This window comes from Demequina lignilytica, assembly GCF_030418305.1.
GTDB lineage: Bacteria > Actinomycetota > Actinomycetes > Actinomycetales > Demequinaceae > Demequina > Demequina lignilytica.
The window spans coordinates 216,699-234,736 of the sequence record NZ_JAUHPX010000004.1 but is presented as its reverse complement, the minus strand read 5'-3'; the positions used below and the strand labels follow the sequence as shown (position 1 = coordinate 234,736).

The 18,038-nt window shown below is 72.7% G+C and carries 18 protein-coding genes; 15 read left to right on the top strand and 3 right to left on the bottom strand.

Translation table 11 applies throughout. The features are described from left to right. Positions 1-5: 5 nt before the first annotated feature. The 7 genes from folK (at position 6) to QQX10_RS08355 (ending at position 7,400) form a co-directional block, all read left to right on the top strand. On the top strand, positions 6-1,049 hold the full coding sequence (folK, locus tag QQX10_RS08385; RefSeq protein WP_301118709.1) for a 2-amino-4-hydroxy-6-hydroxymethyldihydropteridine diphosphokinase: 1,044 nt from the start codon (positions 6-8) through the stop codon (positions 1,047-1,049). Between the two features lie 4 nt (positions 1,050-1,053). Next, positions 1,054-1,530 (top strand): DUF3180 domain-containing protein, encoded by a 477-nt coding sequence (locus QQX10_RS08380; RefSeq protein WP_301118710.1) that lies wholly within the window; start codon positions 1,054-1,056, stop codon positions 1,528-1,530. 134 nt (positions 1,531-1,664) lie between these two features. Further along, positions 1,665-2,147: a PH domain-containing protein gene (locus tag QQX10_RS08375; RefSeq protein WP_301118711.1), complete on the top strand. Its 483-nt coding sequence runs from the start codon at positions 1,665-1,667 to the stop codon at positions 2,145-2,147. A gap of 13 nt (positions 2,148-2,160) precedes the next feature. Continuing rightward, on the top strand, positions 2,161-3,753 hold the full coding sequence (locus QQX10_RS08370) for a PH domain-containing protein (protein WP_301118712.1): 1,593 nt from the start codon (positions 2,161-2,163) through the stop codon (positions 3,751-3,753). Next, entirely contained in the window at positions 3,750-4,658 is a 909-nt protein-coding gene (locus QQX10_RS08365) for a Rossmann-like and DUF2520 domain-containing protein (protein ID WP_301118713.1), read from the top strand. The genes QQX10_RS08370 and QQX10_RS08365 overlap by 4 nt, the downstream gene beginning before the upstream one ends. Beyond that, complete coding sequence (gene panC, locus QQX10_RS08360) at positions 4,658-5,548, top strand: pantoate--beta-alanine ligase (protein WP_301118714.1); 891 nt, start codon at positions 4,658-4,660, stop codon at positions 5,546-5,548. Before QQX10_RS08365 ends, panC begins: the two co-directional genes overlap by 1 nt. 157 nt (positions 5,549-5,705) lie before the next feature. Continuing rightward, positions 5,706-7,400 (top strand): L-aspartate oxidase, encoded by a 1,695-nt coding sequence (locus tag QQX10_RS08355; RefSeq protein ID WP_301118715.1) that lies wholly within the window; start codon positions 5,706-5,708, stop codon positions 7,398-7,400. 69 nt (positions 7,401-7,469) lie between these two features. Here the strand turns inward: QQX10_RS08355 and QQX10_RS08350 are convergent, their stop codons facing one another. After that, positions 7,470-9,152: an FAD-dependent oxidoreductase gene (locus tag QQX10_RS08350; RefSeq protein WP_301118716.1), complete on the bottom strand. Its 1,683-nt coding sequence runs from the start codon at positions 9,150-9,152 to the stop codon at positions 7,470-7,472. A gap of 115 nt (positions 9,153-9,267) precedes the next feature. Beyond that, entirely contained in the window at positions 9,268-9,528 is a 261-nt protein-coding gene (locus tag QQX10_RS08345) for a metal-sensitive transcriptional regulator (RefSeq protein WP_301118922.1), read from the bottom strand. Positions 9,529-9,624: 96 nt separating this feature from the next. Between QQX10_RS08345 and nadC the strand changes: the two genes are divergently transcribed. The 6 genes from nadC (at position 9,625) to QQX10_RS08315 (ending at position 15,010) form a co-directional block, all read left to right on the top strand. Further along, positions 9,625-10,539: a carboxylating nicotinate-nucleotide diphosphorylase gene (nadC, locus tag QQX10_RS08340; RefSeq protein WP_301118717.1), complete on the top strand. Its 915-nt coding sequence runs from the start codon at positions 9,625-9,627 to the stop codon at positions 10,537-10,539. A 314-nt stretch (positions 10,540-10,853) separates the two neighbouring features. Continuing rightward, complete coding sequence (lysS, locus tag QQX10_RS08335) at positions 10,854-12,317, top strand: lysine--tRNA ligase (protein WP_301118923.1); 1,464 nt, start codon at positions 10,854-10,856, stop codon at positions 12,315-12,317. A gap of 1 nt (position 12,318) precedes the next feature. After that, entirely contained in the window at positions 12,319-12,570 is a 252-nt protein-coding gene (locus tag QQX10_RS08330; RefSeq protein WP_301118718.1) for a hypothetical protein, read from the top strand. Positions 12,571-12,687: 117 nt separating this feature from the next. Beyond that, positions 12,688-13,020 (top strand): histone-like nucleoid-structuring protein Lsr2, encoded by a 333-nt coding sequence (locus QQX10_RS08325; protein WP_301118719.1) that lies wholly within the window; start codon positions 12,688-12,690, stop codon positions 13,018-13,020. Then, positions 13,017-14,084, top strand: a complete 1,068-nt coding sequence (locus QQX10_RS08320; RefSeq protein WP_301118720.1) for a lactonase family protein — start codon at positions 13,017-13,019, stop codon at positions 14,082-14,084. Before QQX10_RS08325 ends, QQX10_RS08320 begins: the two co-directional genes overlap by 4 nt. 179 nt (positions 14,085-14,263) lie before the next feature. Further along, a complete protein-coding gene (locus QQX10_RS08315; RefSeq protein WP_301118721.1) occupies positions 14,264-15,010 on the top strand; it encodes a phosphoglyceromutase in 747 nt (248 codons plus the stop codon). Between the two features lie 308 nt (positions 15,011-15,318). Here QQX10_RS08315 and phoU read toward each other — a convergent pair whose 3' ends face one another. Next, a complete protein-coding gene (gene phoU, locus QQX10_RS08310; RefSeq protein ID WP_301118722.1) occupies positions 15,319-15,978 on the bottom strand; it encodes a phosphate signaling complex protein PhoU in 660 nt (219 codons plus the stop codon). Between the two features lie 138 nt (positions 15,979-16,116). On the opposite strand from phoU, the gene QQX10_RS08305 reads away from it, so the two are divergent. Continuing rightward, positions 16,117-17,226 carry a sensor histidine kinase gene (locus tag QQX10_RS08305; RefSeq protein ID WP_301118723.1) on the top strand — a complete coding sequence of 370 codons (1,110 nt, stop codon included), beginning with the start codon at positions 16,117-16,119 and terminating at the stop codon, positions 17,224-17,226. Further along, on the top strand, positions 17,227-17,922 hold the full coding sequence (locus tag QQX10_RS08300) for a response regulator transcription factor (protein ID WP_301118724.1): 696 nt from the start codon (positions 17,227-17,229) through the stop codon (positions 17,920-17,922). The last annotated feature ends 116 nt before the right edge of the window (positions 17,923-18,038 follow it).

The following is an 18,038-nucleotide window of genomic DNA, read 5'->3' as shown; positions in this document are numbered from 1 at the left end:
GGGACATGACGACGCCGACTGTCACGCCGTACGTGAAGGACGGGATCGAGCTGGACCAGATCTGGGTCCAGGGGATCCGGGTCACCGGGCACCACGGGGTCTACGCCGCAGAGAAGGAGACGGGACAGCTGTTCCTCGCCGACGTGGTCGCGCACGTGTCCACCCACGGCGCGGCCTCCCGCGACGACCTCGACCGCACCGTCAACTACTCCGACATCGCCGACCGCGCCGCGGACGTCCTGGGCGGCGACTCCGCCGACCTCCTCGAGACGGTCGCCGAGCACATCGCCCGCGCGATCCTCGAGTTCGACGGCGTGCACTGCGTCGACGTCACCGTCCACAAGCCGCAGGCCCCGCTGCACGTCGAGTTCCGCGACGTCATGGTGAAGATCCGCCGCGACCTCAAGTCCGGGGCGCTGTGGGCGGACAAGCGCATCGGCTCGTCGGCCGGCCGCTCGGCGGACCTCCTCACGGGCCGCCGGCCCATCGACGACCCCGCCGACGAGCAGCCCGCCCAGCCCGTCACCGCGTACCTCGCGCTCGGCGGCAATGTGGGCGACGTCGACGCCGCCTTCCGCGAGGCCCTCTGGGAGCTGCACCGGATCCCGGGCATCGCGGTGCAGCGCGCATCGTCCCTGTTCCGGACCGCGCCCGTGGGCGGTCCGCCGCAGGACGACTACCTCAACGTGGTCATCGAGGTCCAGACCGCCCTCGCCCCGCGCGAGCTGCTCGCCGCCTGCCAGGGCGTCGAGGTGCTGCACGGCCGCGAGCGGCTGGTGGAGAACGGCCCGCGCACGCTGGACGTCGACATCCTCTGGTACGACGGCCGCACCATCGAGGCCGAGGACGTGATGGTGCCGCACCCGCGGGCCGCGCAGCGCGCGTTCGTGCTGCAGCCGTGGGCGACGCTCGCACCCGACCTGGTGATCCCGGGCGCGGGAACCGTGCGCGAGCTGGCCGCTGCCGTGGGCGCCGAGGGCGTCAGCATGGTCGCCGCGCAGTGGCCGGCGCCCGAGGCGCAGGCCGACGCCCCTCCCGCCCCCGCCTGAGCAGATGTCTCCGCTGAGCACGTCCCGGCTGGGGATCACCGCCGCCATCATGGGCGCGGTCGCGTTCGTGGTCTCGCGCTTCCTCATCGACGGCGGCCACACCCCGACCGCCGTGTCATGGGTGTCGCTGCTGGTGAGCGCGGCGGTGGCGGTCATGATCCTGTGGCTCGGCTGGACCGTCCGCCAGTACCGCGCGGGCTCTCACCCGGGCCTGAGCGCGCTGCGCGCCGCTCGCACGGCGGTGCTCGCACAGGCCGTCGCGTACACCGGCGCGATCATGGCGGGCGGATTCGGCGGCTACGCGCTCGCGGTCGGCCTCGAGTGGGGGCATGCGCCGCGCCGCGAGGTCGCCATCTCGGCGCTGGTCGCCATGCTCGGCGCGATCGCGATGGCGGGCGCCGGCCGGGTCGCCGAGCACTGGTGCAAGATCGGCGGCGACGACGAGGACGACGCCGCGCCCCCGGACGTCAGCCCGGCGTAGCCGCCGCATCGTCCCGCCCCGCATCGTCCCCGCCCACGCTCGCCACGGGGAGCTCACCGCCCTTCCCCGCGCATCGTCGACTCCTGCGGGGAGCTCAGCGACCCAAGGGCGCGAGCCCTGGCAGACTTGACCCCATGAGCTGGTACGAGAACGCCGAGGTTCCGTGGACCTACGTGTCCCCGCGCCTCATCCCCGCCCGCCTGATCCCGTTCTGGATCTTCATCGGCCTGGTCACGGTGGGCGGCGCGGTCGCGGCCCTCGCCAGCGGCCTCGCCGCGCTGCTCGCGATCCCGGTCGTCGCGCTCGCCCTCGGGGCGTGGGGCACCGTGGTGATCCGCCGCCAGGTCACGGCGCACGCGTGGGCCGAGGGCAGCGAGGACCTCATGGTCAAGAAGGGCCGCATGTTCCGCAGGGTCACGGTGGTGCCCTACGGCCGCATGCAGTTCGTCGACGTGAAGGCCGGGCCCATCGACCGCGCGTTCGGCATCGCGACCCTCCAGCTCCACACCGCGTCGCCGGCGTCCGACGCCTCGATCTCGGGCGTCCCCGCGGAGGAGGCCGCCCGCCTGCGCGACCGCCTCACCACCAAGGGCGAGGCCCGCCTCGCGGGACTCTGATCGGGCAGGCGACGTGACCGAGCAGACCTTCCGCGCCCCGCGCGAGTGGACCCGCGTCCACCCCGTGTCGCCCCTGCTGGGCGGCTGGGCGGTGATCGGCATCCTGCTCGCCTACTTCATCCACCAGCGGCTGCCCGACCTGATCGCCGGCACCGGTTTCGACGACGCGTTCGCGCTGGCCGACCGCTTCCCGTTCGTCTGGATCCTGGTCGCGGCCATCCTGGGCTTCGCGCTCACGATGCTCGTGAGCATCTGGCAGTGGCGGCGCACCGAATACCGGATCGGCGACGACGCGGTCTACCTCCGCCAGGGCATCATCACCCAGCAGCAGCGTCAGGCGCGCCTCGACCGGCTCCAGGCCGTCGACGTGGTGCAGCCGCTGCTCGCACGCGTCTTCGGCTTCGCCGCGATCAACGTCCAGGTCGCGGGCGGCACCAAGTCCGGCGTCGAGCTGCGCTACCTCCGCCTGGGGGACGCCGAGGCGCTGCGCAACGAGATCCTCGCCCTCGCGGCCGGCGTCGCGGAGCGGGACGTTGCGGCGGCTGAGGACGGCTCGCCGGACGAGGCGGGGGCCGCCCCCGACGGCTCGCCCCGCCTGCGCGACCTCACCTCCCACCTCGCGGGCCGGGCGCAGGCGCTCAACGACCCCGAGGCGGTCCTGCTGGGCACCGAGGCTCCACGCACGGCGGTGGCGGCGAGCGAGGAACGCCCCGTCTACACGGTGCCGATCGGCCGGCTGGTGCTCTCGACGATCCTGTCGGGGCCCGCGGCGTTCATGGCGATCGTGCTCGTCCTGGGCCTCACCGCCTGGCTCTTCTTCGACTACGACCTCGTCGGCACCCTGCTGGCGGCGCTCGGCGGTTCGCTGTTCGCCACGGTGGGTGCGCTGTTCGGTCTGCTCGGCTTCTTCTGGACCCGGATCAACGGCGGCTTCCACTTCACGGCCGGCGTGAGCGACGACGGTCTGCGGTTGCGCCACGGCCTCACCGAGACGCGGCGCCAGACCGTCCCGCCGGGCCGTGTCCAGGCGATCCGCCTGCACCAGCCGCTGTTCTGGCGCGCGAAGGACTGGTGGCGCATCTCCATCAACGTCGCGGGCTACGGCGACGACCAGGAGTCCGTCTCGATCCTCCACCCCGTCGCGACCCGACAGGAGGCGCTGACCGCGGTGTGGCTGATCCTGCCCGACCTGGGCGACCCCGACCCCGCCGGCACCCTGGGCCTCGCGATGAGCGGCCGCGGCGGCGAGGGCGGCTTCCTCACCAGCCCCGACCGGGCCCGGCGCGTCGACCCGCTGCAGTGGCGCTTCCGCGGCGTCCGCGCGACCGAGCGCGCCCTGCTGATCCGCCGCGGCCGCTGGGAGCGCGAGCTCTACGTCGTGCCCCACGAGCGCACCCAGTCGCTCGGGCTCAGCCAGGGCCCGCTCCTGCGCGGGCTCAGCCTCGCGAACGTCGACGTCCACTCCACGTCCGGGCCCGTCAAGCCCGTCGCCGCCCACCTCGACGTGGACGATGCGATGGCCCTGCTCGACGCCCAGGCCGCGCGCGCCCGCGAGGGTCGGCGGCGACAGACCCCTGAGCAGTGGCGGGAGGCGGTAGGGCTGTGAACGGACCCGACATCACGGGCGCATCGCGGCGTCCGGGGCGTCTCCGCATCGCGGTGGTCGGCGCGGGTCGCGTCGGCGCCGTGCTCGCGGCGGCACTGCGCCAGGCGGGGCACGACGTGGTCGCCGCGACCGGCGTCTCGGACGCGTCCGTCTCGCGCATCGAGGCGATGCTGCCGGGCGTCGCGATCGTGCCGCCGGACGAGGCGGTCAAGGCCGCCGAGCTGGTGCTGCTCACGGTGCCGGACGATGCGATCGCCCCCGTCGCGGCGGGCCTCGCCAAGGTGGGGGCTTGGCGCCCCGGCCAGCTCGTGGTCCACACCGCGGGCCGCCACGGCATCGCCGTGCTGACCGAGGCGGCCGGCCACAGCATCGTCCCGCTCGCGATCCACCCGGCCATGACGTTCTCCGGCACATCGCTGGACCTCGCTCGCCTCACCGACGCGGTGTTCGCCGTGACCGCGCCGCCCGGGATGCTGCCGATCGCCCAGGCCCTCGTGGTCGAGATGGGCGGCGAGCCCGTGGTGATCGAGGAGTGGGACCGGCCGGTCTACCACGCGGCGCTGGTCCACGGCGCGAACCACGTGGTGACCGCCGTGACGCAGGCGAGCGCGATGCTCGCGAGGATCGGCATCGAGGACCCGTCCCGGGTGCTCGCGCCGCTCACGCACGCCTCCGTCGACGGCGCGCTCCGGGACGCCCCCGGCGCCGTGGCCTCGCTCACCGGTCCCGTGGTGCGTGGTGATGCCGGTACCGTGGCCTCGCACCTCGAGGCGCTCGCGGACCAGCCAGAAGCCCTCTTCGCGTACCGGGCGATGGCCCGCGCGACCGCTGACCTGGCGCTGCGCGGCGGGCGCATCGGGCCCGCCGTGTACGCCGACCTCATCGCCACCCTGGGAGAGCCCTGATGCGAATCGTCCACACCGCGCGCGAGCTGCGCGGCCTCGCGAGCCGGCCGAGCCGGCGCTCGGGCGACCGGGCGTCGCGCGCGGTCGTCATGACCATGGGCGCGCTTCACGAGGGCCACCTCGCGCTGGTGCGCGCCGCCCGCGAGGCGGCCGACGAGGTGGTCGTCACCATCTTCGTCAACCCCCTCCAGTTCGAGGACGACGAGGACCTGGAGCGCTACCCGCGCACGCTCGAGGCCGACTGCGCGCTGCTCGAGCCGCTGGGCGTCGACGTGGTGTTCGCCCCGTCCCTCGACGAGGTCTACCCCGGCGGGCCGCCCGTGGTGACCGTCCACGCGGGCGCGATCGGCGACGTGCTCGAGGGCGCGCATCGTCCCGGCCACTTCGACGGCGTGCTCACCGTGGTGACCAAGCTGCTCAACCTCACGCAGCCGGACCTGGCGTTCTTCGGGCAGAAGGACGCGCAGCAGGTGATCGCGGTGCGCGCGCTGGTGAGGGACCTGTCGATCGCCACCCGGATCGTGCCCGTCCCGACCGTGCGCGACGCGGACGGCCTCGCGCTGTCCTCGCGCAACGTGTTCCTGTCGCCCGTCGAGCGCACCCGCGCCCTGGTGCTGCACCGGGCGCTGCAGGCCGCCGACGGTGCCGCGCGAGCCGGGCGGCCGCTCGAGGCCGTGCTCGCCGCGGGCCGGCACACGCTGTCCGAGGTGCCTCAGGTCGAGGTCGACTACCTGGCCGCGCTCGACCCCGTGACGGCGGCGGAGCTCGAGCCCGGGTACGTGGGCGAGGCCGTGGTGGCCGTCGCCGCGCAGGTGGGCGCGACCCGGCTGATCGACAACGTGGTGACGCGGATCGGGCCGGTGCTGCCGGAGGCCCCGGCGGAGGCCTGAGCGCCTGGCGGCCCGCCGCCTTCCTCGCTACGTTGCTCCGCACGGATCTGATTGCGACACGCCGGCGGCGACCCCCGCATCGTCCCTCATGGTCGGGGTGTCGCCGGCGAATCCGTGCGCAGCAATCTGGAGGAGCCGCCGCGGGTAGCCTGACCTCATGACTGCGTTCGTGCGGCAGCTCGCCGCGCCCCAGCCCGGCTGGACCATCGAGACCGACGTGATCGTGGTCGGCTCCGGCATCGCCGGGCTCACCACGGTGCTGGACCTGAGGGAGAAGGTCGACCGCGTCCTGCTGGTCACCAAAGGCGTCCTGAGCTCCGGCAGCACGGTGTGGGCCCAGGGCGGCATCGCGGCCGCGATGGACCCCGAGGACACCCCCGACGAGCACCTCGAGGACACCCTGGTCGCCGGCGCCGGCCTGTGCTCCGAGGAGGCCGTCCGGGTGCTGGTGACGGAGGGGCCGCATTCGGTCCGCAAGCTGGTCCGCCGCGGCACGCAGTTCGACCTCGGGCCCGACGGCGACCTCACCCTCACCCGCGAGGGCGGCCACCACCGGGACCGGATCGCCCACGCCGGCGGCGACGCGACCGGCGCCGAGATCTCGCGCGCGCTCATCGAGCAGCTCGACGCGATCCGCAACGACCCGGGCATCGAGGTCATCGAGCACGCCATGGTGGTCGACCTGCTGACCGGCGCGCCCGACGCGGAGGGGCGGCCCGGCCCGGTCTGCGGCGCGACCCTGCACATCATCGGCGAGGGGCAGCGCGACGGCGTCGGCGCGGCGCTCGCGAAGGCGGTCATCATCGCGACGGGCGGGATCGGCCAGGTGTTCCGCTCCTCGACCAACCCCGCGTCGGCGACGGGCGACGGGCTCGCGGTCGGGCTGCGTGCCGGGGCCGCGGTCGCCGACGTCGAGTACGTCCAGTTCCACCCGACCGTGCTGTGGCAGGGGGCGAACGCGCGCGGCCAGCTGCCCCTGATCTCCGAGGCCGTCCGCGGCGAGGGCGCCTACCTGCTCAACGGCGCGGGCGAGCGCTTCATGGTCGGACGGCACGAGATGGCGGAGCTGGCACCCCGCGACGTGGTGAGCCGGACCATCGTCGAGGTGATGCGCGAGGAGGAGTCCGACTCGGTCTTCCTCGACTGCCGCCACCTCGACGCCGCGTTCCTCGAGCAGCGCTTCCCCAGCATCTGGGCCTCGCTGGCCGAGCACGGCATCGACATGGCGCACGACCTCATCCCGGTCGCCCCCGCGCAGCACTTCCACTCGGGCGGCATCATGGCGGACCTGCACGGGCGCTCGACGCAGCGCGGGCTGTACGCGATCGGCGAGGCGGCCTGCACGGGCGTCCACGGCGCGAACCGGCTCGCCTCGAACTCCCTGCTCGAGGGCACGGTCTTCGGACGCCGCGCGGCGCGCGACGCATCGTCCCTCATCGCCGACGGCGTCCTGCGCCAGCTCGAGCCCGAGGAGCGCCGCGGCGACTCCGCGCTGGTCCCGGCGACCATGCGGACGCGGGTGCAGGCCATCGCCCACGAGGGCGCGGGGCCCATGCGCGACGGCGACGGGTTGGACGATGCGGTGGCGCGCCTCGCGCGCATCCGGCAGCGCTTCCACACGGACCCCGTGTCGACCGTGGTCCCGCAGACGGCCGAGTGGGAGACGACCAACATCGTCGCCACGGCGTCCGTGCTCTGCGAGGCGGCGCTGCTGCGCGAGGAGTCGCGCGGCGGCCACCAGCGGTCCGACTACCCGCAGACCGATCCCGAGTGGGCGGTGCGCCTCGCGGCGCGGCTCGACCCGGACGGGCGGATGGAGTTCATGCGGGCGCCGCTGGAGATCGGCGGCTAGTCCCGGACGCAGGCGACCCCCGCATCGTCCCCTCAGCGGGACGATGCGGGGGCCGTGCGGTCGAACGCCTCAGGCGTTCGCCGGCTGCGCCGTGCCGTGCACCAGCTCGAGGCCGGGCACCGACTCGACCAGCGTGAACATGCCGCCGTCGAGCGTCGCGGAGTCCAGGCCGTGCTGCGCCAGCACGCGGTGCGCGTAGTAGGAGCGCACGCCGGAGGCGCACAGCACGCGGACCGGGCGGCCCGCCGCGATCTGCTTGACGCCCTCGATGTACTCACGGATGTGGGTGTGCGGAAGGTTGAGCGCCTCGGGCAGGTGGCCCATGGCGTACTCGCGCTCCGAGCGGACGTCGAGGATCAGCGCGCTGTCGCGGGCCCACTCCAGGTCCTTCGCCGACCACGTGCGGGTGGTGCCGTTGACCACGTTCTGCGCGAGGAAGCCGAGCATATTGACCGGGTCCTTCGCGGAGCCGAACGGCGGGGCGTAGGCGAGCTCGAGCTCGGCGATGTCGTCGGCGTCCATGCCCGCGCGCAGGGCGGTGGCGAGAACGTCGATGCGCTTGTCGGCGCCGTCCGGGCCCACGGCCTGCGCACCCAGGAGCTTGCCCTCGGGCGAGAAGACGCCCATGAGGTGCAGCACCTGCGAGCCGGGGTAGTAGCCGGCGTGGTTCGCCGGGTGGGTGTGGACCACGAAGTAGTCGATGCCCGCCATGTCGAGCATGCGCGGGGAGGCGCCGGTCATCGCGGCGGTCTCGCCGAACACGCGGACGATCGCGGTGCCGAGCACCGGCTGCGCCTTGTCGATGCGGCCCATGATCGAGTCCGCGGCGCGACGGCCCTGGCGGTTCGCGGGGCCCGCGAGCGGGACGGGACCCACCTGGCCGGTGACGCCGTGGCGGACGGCGATCGCATCGCCGGCGGCCCAGATGTGCGGGTCGGTGGTGCGCTGCTGGTCGTCGACCACGATCGCGCCGCGCCCGTCGACCTCGAGGCCGGCCTCGCTCGCGAGGGCGGACGACGGGCGCACGCCGACCGACACCACGACGATGTCGGCGCCGATCGCGCCGCCGTCGTCCAGGTTCACGGTCACACCCTCGTGGGCGGGGTCCTTCACCACGCCAACGGCGGCCACGCCGGTGCGCACGTCCACGCCGTGGGCGCGCAGCTCCTTCTCCACCAGGGAGGACATCTCGGGGGCGAGCGGCGGCAGCACCTGCGGCGCAAGCTCGACCACGGTCACCTCGAGGCCGCGGTGCCGCAGCGCCTCGGCGGTCTCCAGGCCGATGAAGCCGGCGCCCATGACCACGGCGCGGCGGGCGTCGGCGGCGCGGACCGCGAGGGAGCGCGCCTGGTCGACGGTGCGCAGGTGGGTGACCTCGGGCAGGTCCATGCCCTCGATCGGGGGCACGATCGCGTCGGCGCCGGGGGAGAGCACCAGCGCGTCGTACTCGAAGGTCTCGGTGCCCTCCGGGGTGGCGACCAGCACGGACTGCGCGTCCCGGTCGATCGAGATGACCTCGTGCTCGGTGCGGACGTCGAGGTCCAGCTCCGCCTTCAGCGAGTCGGGGGTGTGCAGCAGCAGGTAGGAGTCCTGCTCGATCTCGCCGCCCACGTGGTACGGGAGGCCGCAGTTGGCGAAGGAGACGTACTTCCCCTTCTCGAAGACGATGATCTCCGCGTGCTCATCGAGCCTGCGGGCACGGGCCGCGGCGCTCATGCCGCCGGCGACTCCACCGATCACGAGGATGCGCATGTGAGGGTCCTTCCATCAAGGTATGGACCCACAGTAACAGATACCCCCGGGGGTATATTCCGACCTAGGTCCTGACCATTCCGACGGGGACTCTTCCGAGGCTAGCCCAGGCCGCTCAGGCGAGCGACATGAACATCCGCTGCAGGCGCTCCTTGGCGTCGTCGGCGTCCTCGTCCGAGCGCACGCACTGCTCGAGCCCGGCGGCGATCATGGTGAAGCCGGCGCGGTCGATGGCCTTCGAGACGGCGGCGAGCTGCGTCACCACATCGGCGCACTCGCGACCCTCCTCGATCATCTTCATGACCCCGGCGAGCTGGCCGTGCGCGCGGCGCAGGCGCTTCACCACGGGGTCCATGTCCTCTGCGGAGAGGTGGATCTCTGCCATCGGGGGCTCCTTCGTACGGCGTGACGTTGTGCTCAGGATACCCCTCCCGGGTATATGTGGCACAGGACGTGTTGCCACAATGGGCCCATGACCCATCCCGAGGAGCTCCCGCAGGACGCGCCGCTCGACCCCGAGGCGCTGGCCCGAGTCGTCCGCATCTCTCTCGACGAGGACCTCGGACCGTTCCCCGGCCGCGACGTCACCACCCAGGCCACGATCCCGGACGATGCGCAGGTCGCCGGGGTGGTCGCCGCCCGGGAGGGCTGCGTCCTCGCTGGTATCGACGCGGTGGGGGAGACGATGCGCCAGGTGGCCTCGCGCTTGGGGTTGCCGTCACCCGAGGTCGCCCTCGAGGCCGCGGACGGGGACCGGCTCGCGGCCGGCGCCGTGATCGCCCGGCTGTCCGGACCCGGACACGTGGTGCTGATCGCCGAGCGGACCCTGCTCAACATCATGTCGCGCGCCTCCGGCGTGGCGACCCACACCCGCCGCTGGGTCGACGCGCTGTCCGGCACGGGCGCGCGGGTGCTCGACACCCGCAAGACCACGCCCGGGCTGCGGGAGCTCGAGAAGTACGCGGTGCGGATGGGCGGCGGCGTCAACAAGCGCATGGGCCTGTACGACTGCGCGATGGTGAAGGACAACCACATCGTGGCGGCGGGCTCGGTTGCGGGCGCGATCGCGCGGATCCGGGCCGCCTATCCGGAGGTTCCCATCCAGGTCGAGGTGGAGACCGCCGCGCAGGCGGCCGAGGCGATCGGGGCCGGTGCGCGGTTCCTCATGATCGACAACATGCCGCCCGCGGGGATGGCGGCGCTGGTCGCGTCCGTGCGTGCCGGCGAGAACGGCCCGGGCGGCACGGGCAAGGTGTGGCTCGAGGCGACCGGGGGCCTGACCCTCGCGAACGTGCGCGACGTGGCCGCGACGGGCGTGGACTTCATGTCGGTCGGGGCGCTGACCCACTCGAGCCCGATCGTGGACCTGGGTCTCGATCTGGGCTGACCCCGCGCATCGTCGCCCCGCCCCCCACCTCAGCCGCCGCCCCCACCCCGCCTGTCGGGACACTCAGTCCTCATTTCTGGGCTGATCTGGCTCTCCCGGGACGCTGAGTCCTCATCGCGCGCTCGGCCGCGTCGGGAAGGCCGCGGCGCCCGAAGAGGACTGACTGGCCCGGCAGCCAGGTTGTGTCTGCAGAATGAGGACTGAGTGTCCCGGCGGGGGTGGTGGGGGCGAGGGGCCGGTCCCGTACGAGCGCCGTTAGACTTCTCCGCGTGAGCGAGACCCCCGAGATCCACGAGTCCGACGTTCCCGAGCAGATGCGCGTGCGCCGCGAGAAGCGCGACCGCATCATCGCGGACGGCGGCGAGGCGTACCCCGTCTCCGTCGACCGCACCCACGAGATCGCGGACGTCAAGGCGGCCTACACGGGTCTCGAGGACGGCGAGGAGACCCAGGACGTGGTCGGCGTCGCCGGTCGCGTGGTGTTCATCCGCAACACCGGCAAGCTCTGCTTCGCGTCCATCCAGGACGGCACCGGCGAGCGCCTGCAGATCATGCTGAGCCTCGCCGAGGTGGGCGAGGACTCCCTCGCGGCCTTCAAGGCCGACGTCGACCTGGGCGACCACCTGTTCGCCAAGGGCCGCGCGATCAAGTCGCGCCGCGGCGAGGTCTCGGTGTTCGCCACCGAGTGGGCCATCGCCTCCAAGGCGCTGCGCCCGCTGCCGGTGCTGCACAAGGAGCTGTCCGAGGAGTCGCGCGTCCGCCAGCGCTACGTCGACCTGATCGCCCGCCCGCTCGCGCGCGACACGGTCCGCCACCGCGCGACCATGGTGCGCAGCCTGCGCGACAGCCTGCACTCCCGCGGCTTCATCGAGGTCGAGACGCCGATGCTGCAGACCCAGCCCGGCGGCGCCGCGGCCCGCCCGTTCATCACCCACATGAACGCCTACGACATCGACCTCTACATGCGCATCGCGCCCGAGCTGTTCCTCAAGCGCGCGGCGGTCGGCGGCATCGAGAAGGTCTTCGAGATCAACCGCAACTTCCGCAACGAGGGCGCGGACTCCTCGCACTCGCCCGAGTTCTCGATGCTCGAGGCGTACGAGGCGTACGGCGACTACTCCACCATCGGCCGGCTCACGCAGGACCTGGTCCAGGGTGCGGCGCAGGACGTGTTCGGCACCCAGGTGGTCACGCTGGCCGACGGCACCGAGTACGACCTCGGCGGCGAGTGGGCTCACCTCACCATGTACGGCTCGCTGTCGGAGGCGATCGGCGAGGAGATCACGCCGACCACCCCCGTCGAGCACCTCGAGATGCTCTGCGACAAGGCCGGACTCAAGGTGGACCCCAAGCGCGTCAACCACGGCAAGCTGGTCGAGGAGCTGTGGGAGCACCACGTCGGCGACACCCTGACGGCGCCCACGTTCGTCCGCGACTTCCCGGTCGAGACCTCGCCGCTGACGCGCGACCACCGCTCGATCGACGGGATCGTCGAGAAGTGGGACCTGTACGTCCGCGGCTTCGAGCTCGCGACGGGCTACTCCGAGCTGGTCGACCCGGTCATCCAGCGCGAGCGGTTCGAGCAGCAGGCGCGCATGGCGGCGCAGGGCGACGACGAGGCCATGCGTCTCGACGAGGACTTCCTCACCGCGATGGAGCACGCGATGCCCCCGAGCGGCGGCATGGGCATGGGCATCGACCGCCTGCTCATGGCGCTGACCGGCCTGGGCATCCGCGAGACCATCCTGTTCCCCCTGGTGAAGCCGCAGGAGGACTGAGATGCCCACGTGGCAGGCGGTGCTGGTCGGCATCATCCCGTCCATCGGGGTGGGGCTGATCTTCTGGTTCGCGATCCGCTCGGTCATCCGCGCCGACCGCAACGAGCGCGCCGCGCTGGCCCGGATGGAGGCCGAGCAGGACGCGGCCGAGGCCGCGGAGCAGGACGATGCGGGGGGTGCCGCGGGCGCGGAATCCGCCCGGAATTCGTCGGCCGAGAACTCCGCTGACGCCCCCCGGGACATTCAGTCCTGAATATCGGACCGGAATTCCCCCCGGCGGGACATTCTGTGCCGATAATCGCGGACAATTGACGCGCGCCTTTCCGCGTGGAACTGTTATCTCGGTTCCCCCCGACCGAAAGGACCGCTCGTGGCACAGAAGGTGCAGGTAGTGCTGGTCGATGACATCGACGGCAGCACGGCCGACGAGACCATCGCTTTCTCTCTCGATGGCACGTCGTACGAGATCGATCTGAATTCGACCCACGCGAAGGAATTCCGCGATGCGGTCGCGCCGTGGATCTCCGCAGGTCGTCGCATGAATGCGCGCAAGCCCGCCTCGCGTGCCCGCCGCGCGGAGTCCAGGGCCGCGAAGGCCTCCGACGCCGCCGAGATCCGCGCCTGGGCCAAGGCCAACGGCGTCGACGTGCCCGAGCGCGGGCGCATCCCTGCGAAGGTCCGCGAGGCCTTCGACGCCCGGTGACCCTCCTCTGGGGCACGTACCCCGCGGCGGGCCTCGGCACGCCCGCCGGGCTCGGCGAGGGCCTGTGGATCCAGGACGATGCCGGCCTCGCCGGAGCCGTCCAGGTCGCCGAGCTGCCCGCGCCGTCGTACGTGCTCGCCCACCCGGAGCTGCCGCTCGTCTACGTCGCAAGCGAGCTGCCTGACTCGGCGCTCACCGTGCTCGACGTGTCGCGTCCGCCCGCGCCGCGCATCGTCGCCTCCGTCCCGACCGGCGGCGCCGACGCCTGCCACCTGCTCCTCGCGCCCGACGCCCGCACGCTGTACGTGAGCCACTACTCCAGCGGCGATGTGGCCGTCGTGCGCCTGAGCGGGGACGGCCTGCCCGCGGATGCGGCCCCGGCCCAGCTCCTCGGGCATGCCGGCTCGGGCCCGAACGCCGATCGTCAGCAGGGCCCGCACGCCCACTCGTCGCTGATCGCCCCCGGCGGCGCCCACCTGCTGGTCTGCGACCTGGGCACGGATGAGCTGCGCCGCTACCGGATCGGCTCCGACGGGCTGCTCGAGCCCGACGGGATCGCGGCGACCCTGCCGCCAGGCGCCGGCCCGCGCCACGCGGTGGTCCGCGGCGGGCTGATCTACGTCACCTGCGAGCTCGACCACCTGGTGCGGACGCTGCGCTGGGACCCGACGTCCGCCACCGCCGAGGTGATCGCTGAGGCGCCCTCCACCCTCGCCCCGCCGCGGAGCGCCGAGCTGCAGGACTCCCACCTCGCGCTCGCGGACGGGCCCCACGGCGAGGTCCTGCTGGTGAGCGTGCGCGGCGCGGACGTCGTGAGCGTGTTCGACATCGCGCCCGAGGGCGAGCTGACCTACCGCGCGGCGATCGACGCGGGGGAGTGGCCGCGGTTCTTCGCGGTGCTGGGCGACCGGTTGATCGTCGGGGCCGAGCGCGGCCACGAGGTCCGGGCGTTCGCGATGACCGACGTCTTCGCGCTGCGGCCGGAGAGCGGGATCGGCGACGTGATCGACCTGCCGCACGCCGCCGCCGAGGTGGTCAGCCCGGCCTGCGTCGCGGCCGTCTGATCGCGGCCGTGCCGTGAGATGGAGCCTGAGTGCACGGAACCCGGCGGTTTCGCGCACCGATCGTCCATTTCGGGTGGGCCGCGGGGGACGCGGGCGACGTCGGGCAAGCGGGCGCATGACCGGTGACGGCCGGGACCTCGGTCCAGCGCGCCCCCGGCGGTCGCGGCTAGGCTGACGCCATGACCTACACACTGATCCTGCTCCGCCACGGCGAGAGCGAGTGGAACGAGAAGAACCTCTTCACGGGCTGGGTGGATGTCCCGCTCAACGAGAAGGGCTGGGGCGAGGCCAAGCGCGGCGGCGAGCTGCTCAAGGAGGAGGGCATCCTCCCCGACGTGCTGCACACCTCGCTGCTGCGTCGCGCGATCATGACCGCGAACCTCGCGCTCGACGCGGCGGACCGTCACTGGATCCCGGTCAAGCGCAACTGGCGCCTCAACGAGCGTCACTACGGCGACCTCCAGGGCAAGAACAAGGCCGAGACCCTCGAGCAGTTCGGCGAGGAGAAGTTCATGATCTGGCGCCGTTCCTACGACGTGCCGCCGCCGGAGATCAGCGCCGACAACACCTGGACGCAGGAGGGCGACCCGCGCTACGCCGGCGAGCCGATCCCCAAGACGGAGTGCCTCAAGGACGTCCTCGAGCGCGCACTGCCGTACTGGGAGTCCGAGGTGGTCCCGGATCTCAAGGCCGGCAAGACCGTCATGGTCGCGGCGCACGGCAACTCGCTGCGCGCGATCGTGAAGCACCTCGACGACGTCGCGGACGACGCGATCGTGGGCGTCAACATCCCCACGGGCATCCCGCTGGTGTACCACCTCGACGAGGAGACCCTGAAGCCGACCAACCCCGGCGGCACGTACCTGGACCCGGAGGCCGCCGCGGCCGCCATCCAGGCCGTCGCCAACCAGGGCAAGAAGAAGTAGCAGCCCGGACCGGCTGCCACGCGCAGGGCCCTCGCCTCCCGACGGAGGCGGGGGCCCTGTCGCATGCCCGGGGGCATTGAGCTCCCCGCAGGAGGTGACGATGCGTGGGGAAGGGCCATGACCTCCCCGCAGCGGGTTCGGGGGCAGGGAGGCCGGGGGCGCGGGGGGCTGGGGCGGGGCGGGGGAGAAAGAGAGGGGCCCCGCACCCCTGGCGGGGTGCGGGGCCCGTGGCCGCCGCCCGATGACGAGGCGCGGCCGGAGCGGCCTGCGCGCGACTCCCCCCAGAGCGCGTCGCCCGCCGCGGGCTCTCAGATCTTGGCGCGGTCGCCCGAGTGGTCGCCGGTGACCAGGTAGACGATGCGGCGGGAGATGCCCACCGCGTGGTCGCCGAAGCGCTCGAAGTAGCGGGCGAGCAGCGCGACGTCCAGGGTCTCCTGAGGCGTGCCCGCGTAGCCCTCCGCGACGAGGCCCTGGTAGGCGGCCTCGTGCAGGTCGTCGAGGCGGTCGTCGTCCTCCACGATCGCCGCGGCCACGTTGAGGTCGCGGTTCTCGAGCAGCTTGACCACCTCGCCGGCGGCCTCCTTGGCGGCCGCGCACATGTCCTCGATGATCTGGCGGTGCGAGTCCGGGATCGCGGAGTTCGGGTACGCGCGACGGGCGTCCTTCGCGATGTGCTCGGCGAGGTCGCCCATCCGCTCGAGCGACGCGGAGATCCGCAGCGAGCTGATGATGGTGCGGAGGTCGAGGCCCACGGGCTGCTGCTGCGCGATGAGCAGGACGCAGCGCTCGTCGACGATGTCCTCGAGCTCGTCGAGCTTCGCGTCGTCCGCGATCACGGACTGGGCGAGCTCGAGGTCGCCGGTGAGGATGGCGTCCGCGGTCTTGGTGATGGCGGTCTCGACGTGACGCGCCATCGCGATCAGGTCCTGGGCGAGGTCCGCCATCTCGGCGTTGAACAGGGTGCGCATGGCTCTCCTTCTGCTGTGCCCTCCAAGTCTGGCACCAACCAGGGGCATCCCGGACGCTTCCGCCCCGACCGACGGTGAACAATCGGTGACCCGTTTGAACATTGGGTGAACTCCGACGCGCGTGGATACTGTGTGGCCATGACTCCCGACCTGTGGCTGGCCGCCGCCGTCGGCGCCCTGGTCGGGGCCGCCGTGGTCGCGCTTCTCGGCCTGCGCAGGCGGCACCGGCTGACCGTCGCGGCGACCCTGGTGCCGCACCGCACCCGCCAGCTGATGTCCATCCTCCAGTCGGGGGCCGTGGTGGTGCGCCGCGACCGGCGCTCGGCGTTCGCGAACTCGCCGGCGGTCGCGCTCGGCATCGCCCGGCTGGACGGCAAGCTCCACTCCGACGTCGCGGATCTCGCGGAGGAGGCGTGGAGGAGGGACGAGCCGGTCGAGGACGAGGTCGCGGTCCAGCGCGGCGTGCTCGGCAGCACCTCCTTCGTCCACGTGCGCGTGACCCCGCTCGACGACGAGCTGTGCCTCGCGGTCGCGAACGACCACACCGAGGCGCGCGCCGCCGAGCAGTCCCGCCGCGAGTTCGCCGTCAACGTCTCGCACGAGCTGAAGACCCCGATCGGCGCGCTCAGCCTGCTCGCGGAGACCATCGAGGAGGGCGCGGACGACCCGGTGATGGTCCGCAAGTTCGCCAAGAAGATGCGCAAGGAGGCCCGCCGCCTCACCAAGCTCATCCAGGAGATCATCGAGATCACCCGGCTTCAGGGCGGCGGCTCCATCGCGGAGCACGAGCGCCTCCAGCTCGACGGCGTGGTCCACGAGGCGATCGAGGCCGCCCGCCTGGGCGCCGACGCCCGCGACATCCGCATCGTCCCCGACCTCAAGGCGCGGCCCGAGATCATGGGCGACCGCGACCTGCTGGTGATGGCGCTGCGCAACCTGATCGACAACGCCGTCCAGTACTCCGACCCCGGGCGCGAGGTGGCCGTCGCGCTCGGCGCGAAGGACGGCGTCGCCTCGATCTCCGTGGTCGACCACGGGATCGGCATCGACCCCAAGGACCAGGAGCGCATCTTCGAGCGCTTCTACCGCGCCGACCCGGCCCGCTCCCGCGACACCGGCGGCACCGGCCTGGGCCTCAGCATCGTCAAGCACGTGGCGCTCCAGCACGCCGGCTCGGTGGGCCTGTGGTCCGAGCAGGGCGTCGGCTCCACGTTCACGCTCAAGCTCAACGTTCTTCAGGAGGGGTAGATGTCGGAGGCGAGGATCCTCGTGATCGAGGACGAGGAGTCGTACCGCGACTCCCTCCAGTTCCTGCTCGAGCGCGAGGGGTTCGCCGTCGGGCTCGCGGAGACCGGACCCAAGGGCGTCGAGGCGTTCGCCCGCGACGGCGCCGACCTGGTGCTGCTCGACCTCATGCTGCCCGGGCTGCCCGGACCCGAGGTCTACAAGGCGATCCGCGAGCGCTCGGACGTGCCCGTCATCATGGTCACCGCGAAGGACGACCCGGTCGACCGGATCATCGGCCTCGAGCTGGGCGCCGACGACTACGTCACCAAGCCGTACTCCGGCCGCGAGCTGGTCGCGCGCATCCGCAACGTGCTGCGCCGCGTCGCGTCGGGCCAGCGCGAGGTGATCGACGAGCCGGAACGCCTCACCCTCGCCGGCATCACCCTCGACCCCGAGCGCCTGCACCTGACGAAGGACGGCGAGACCATCTCCCTGCCGCCCAAGGAGTTCGCGCTGCTGCACCTACTCGCGCAGAACGCCGGCCGCGTGCTGCCGCGCCAGGTGATCATCGACCGCGTGTGGGGCGCCGACTACTTCGGCGACACCAAGACCCTCGACGTCCACATCAAGCGCATCCGCTCGCGGGTCGAGGCTGACCCGTCGCAGCCCGTGCTCATCCAGACCGTGCGCGGGGTGGGCTACACGTTCGAGGCCTGACGCACCCGTCCGGAGGGACGATGCGGCGGTGCAGGGGGGCAGGATCGTCACGTTTCGATCACGGCGCCGGGCAGTTCACCGGATGTTCATCTTCCATTCAGAATCCGCCCCGGGCG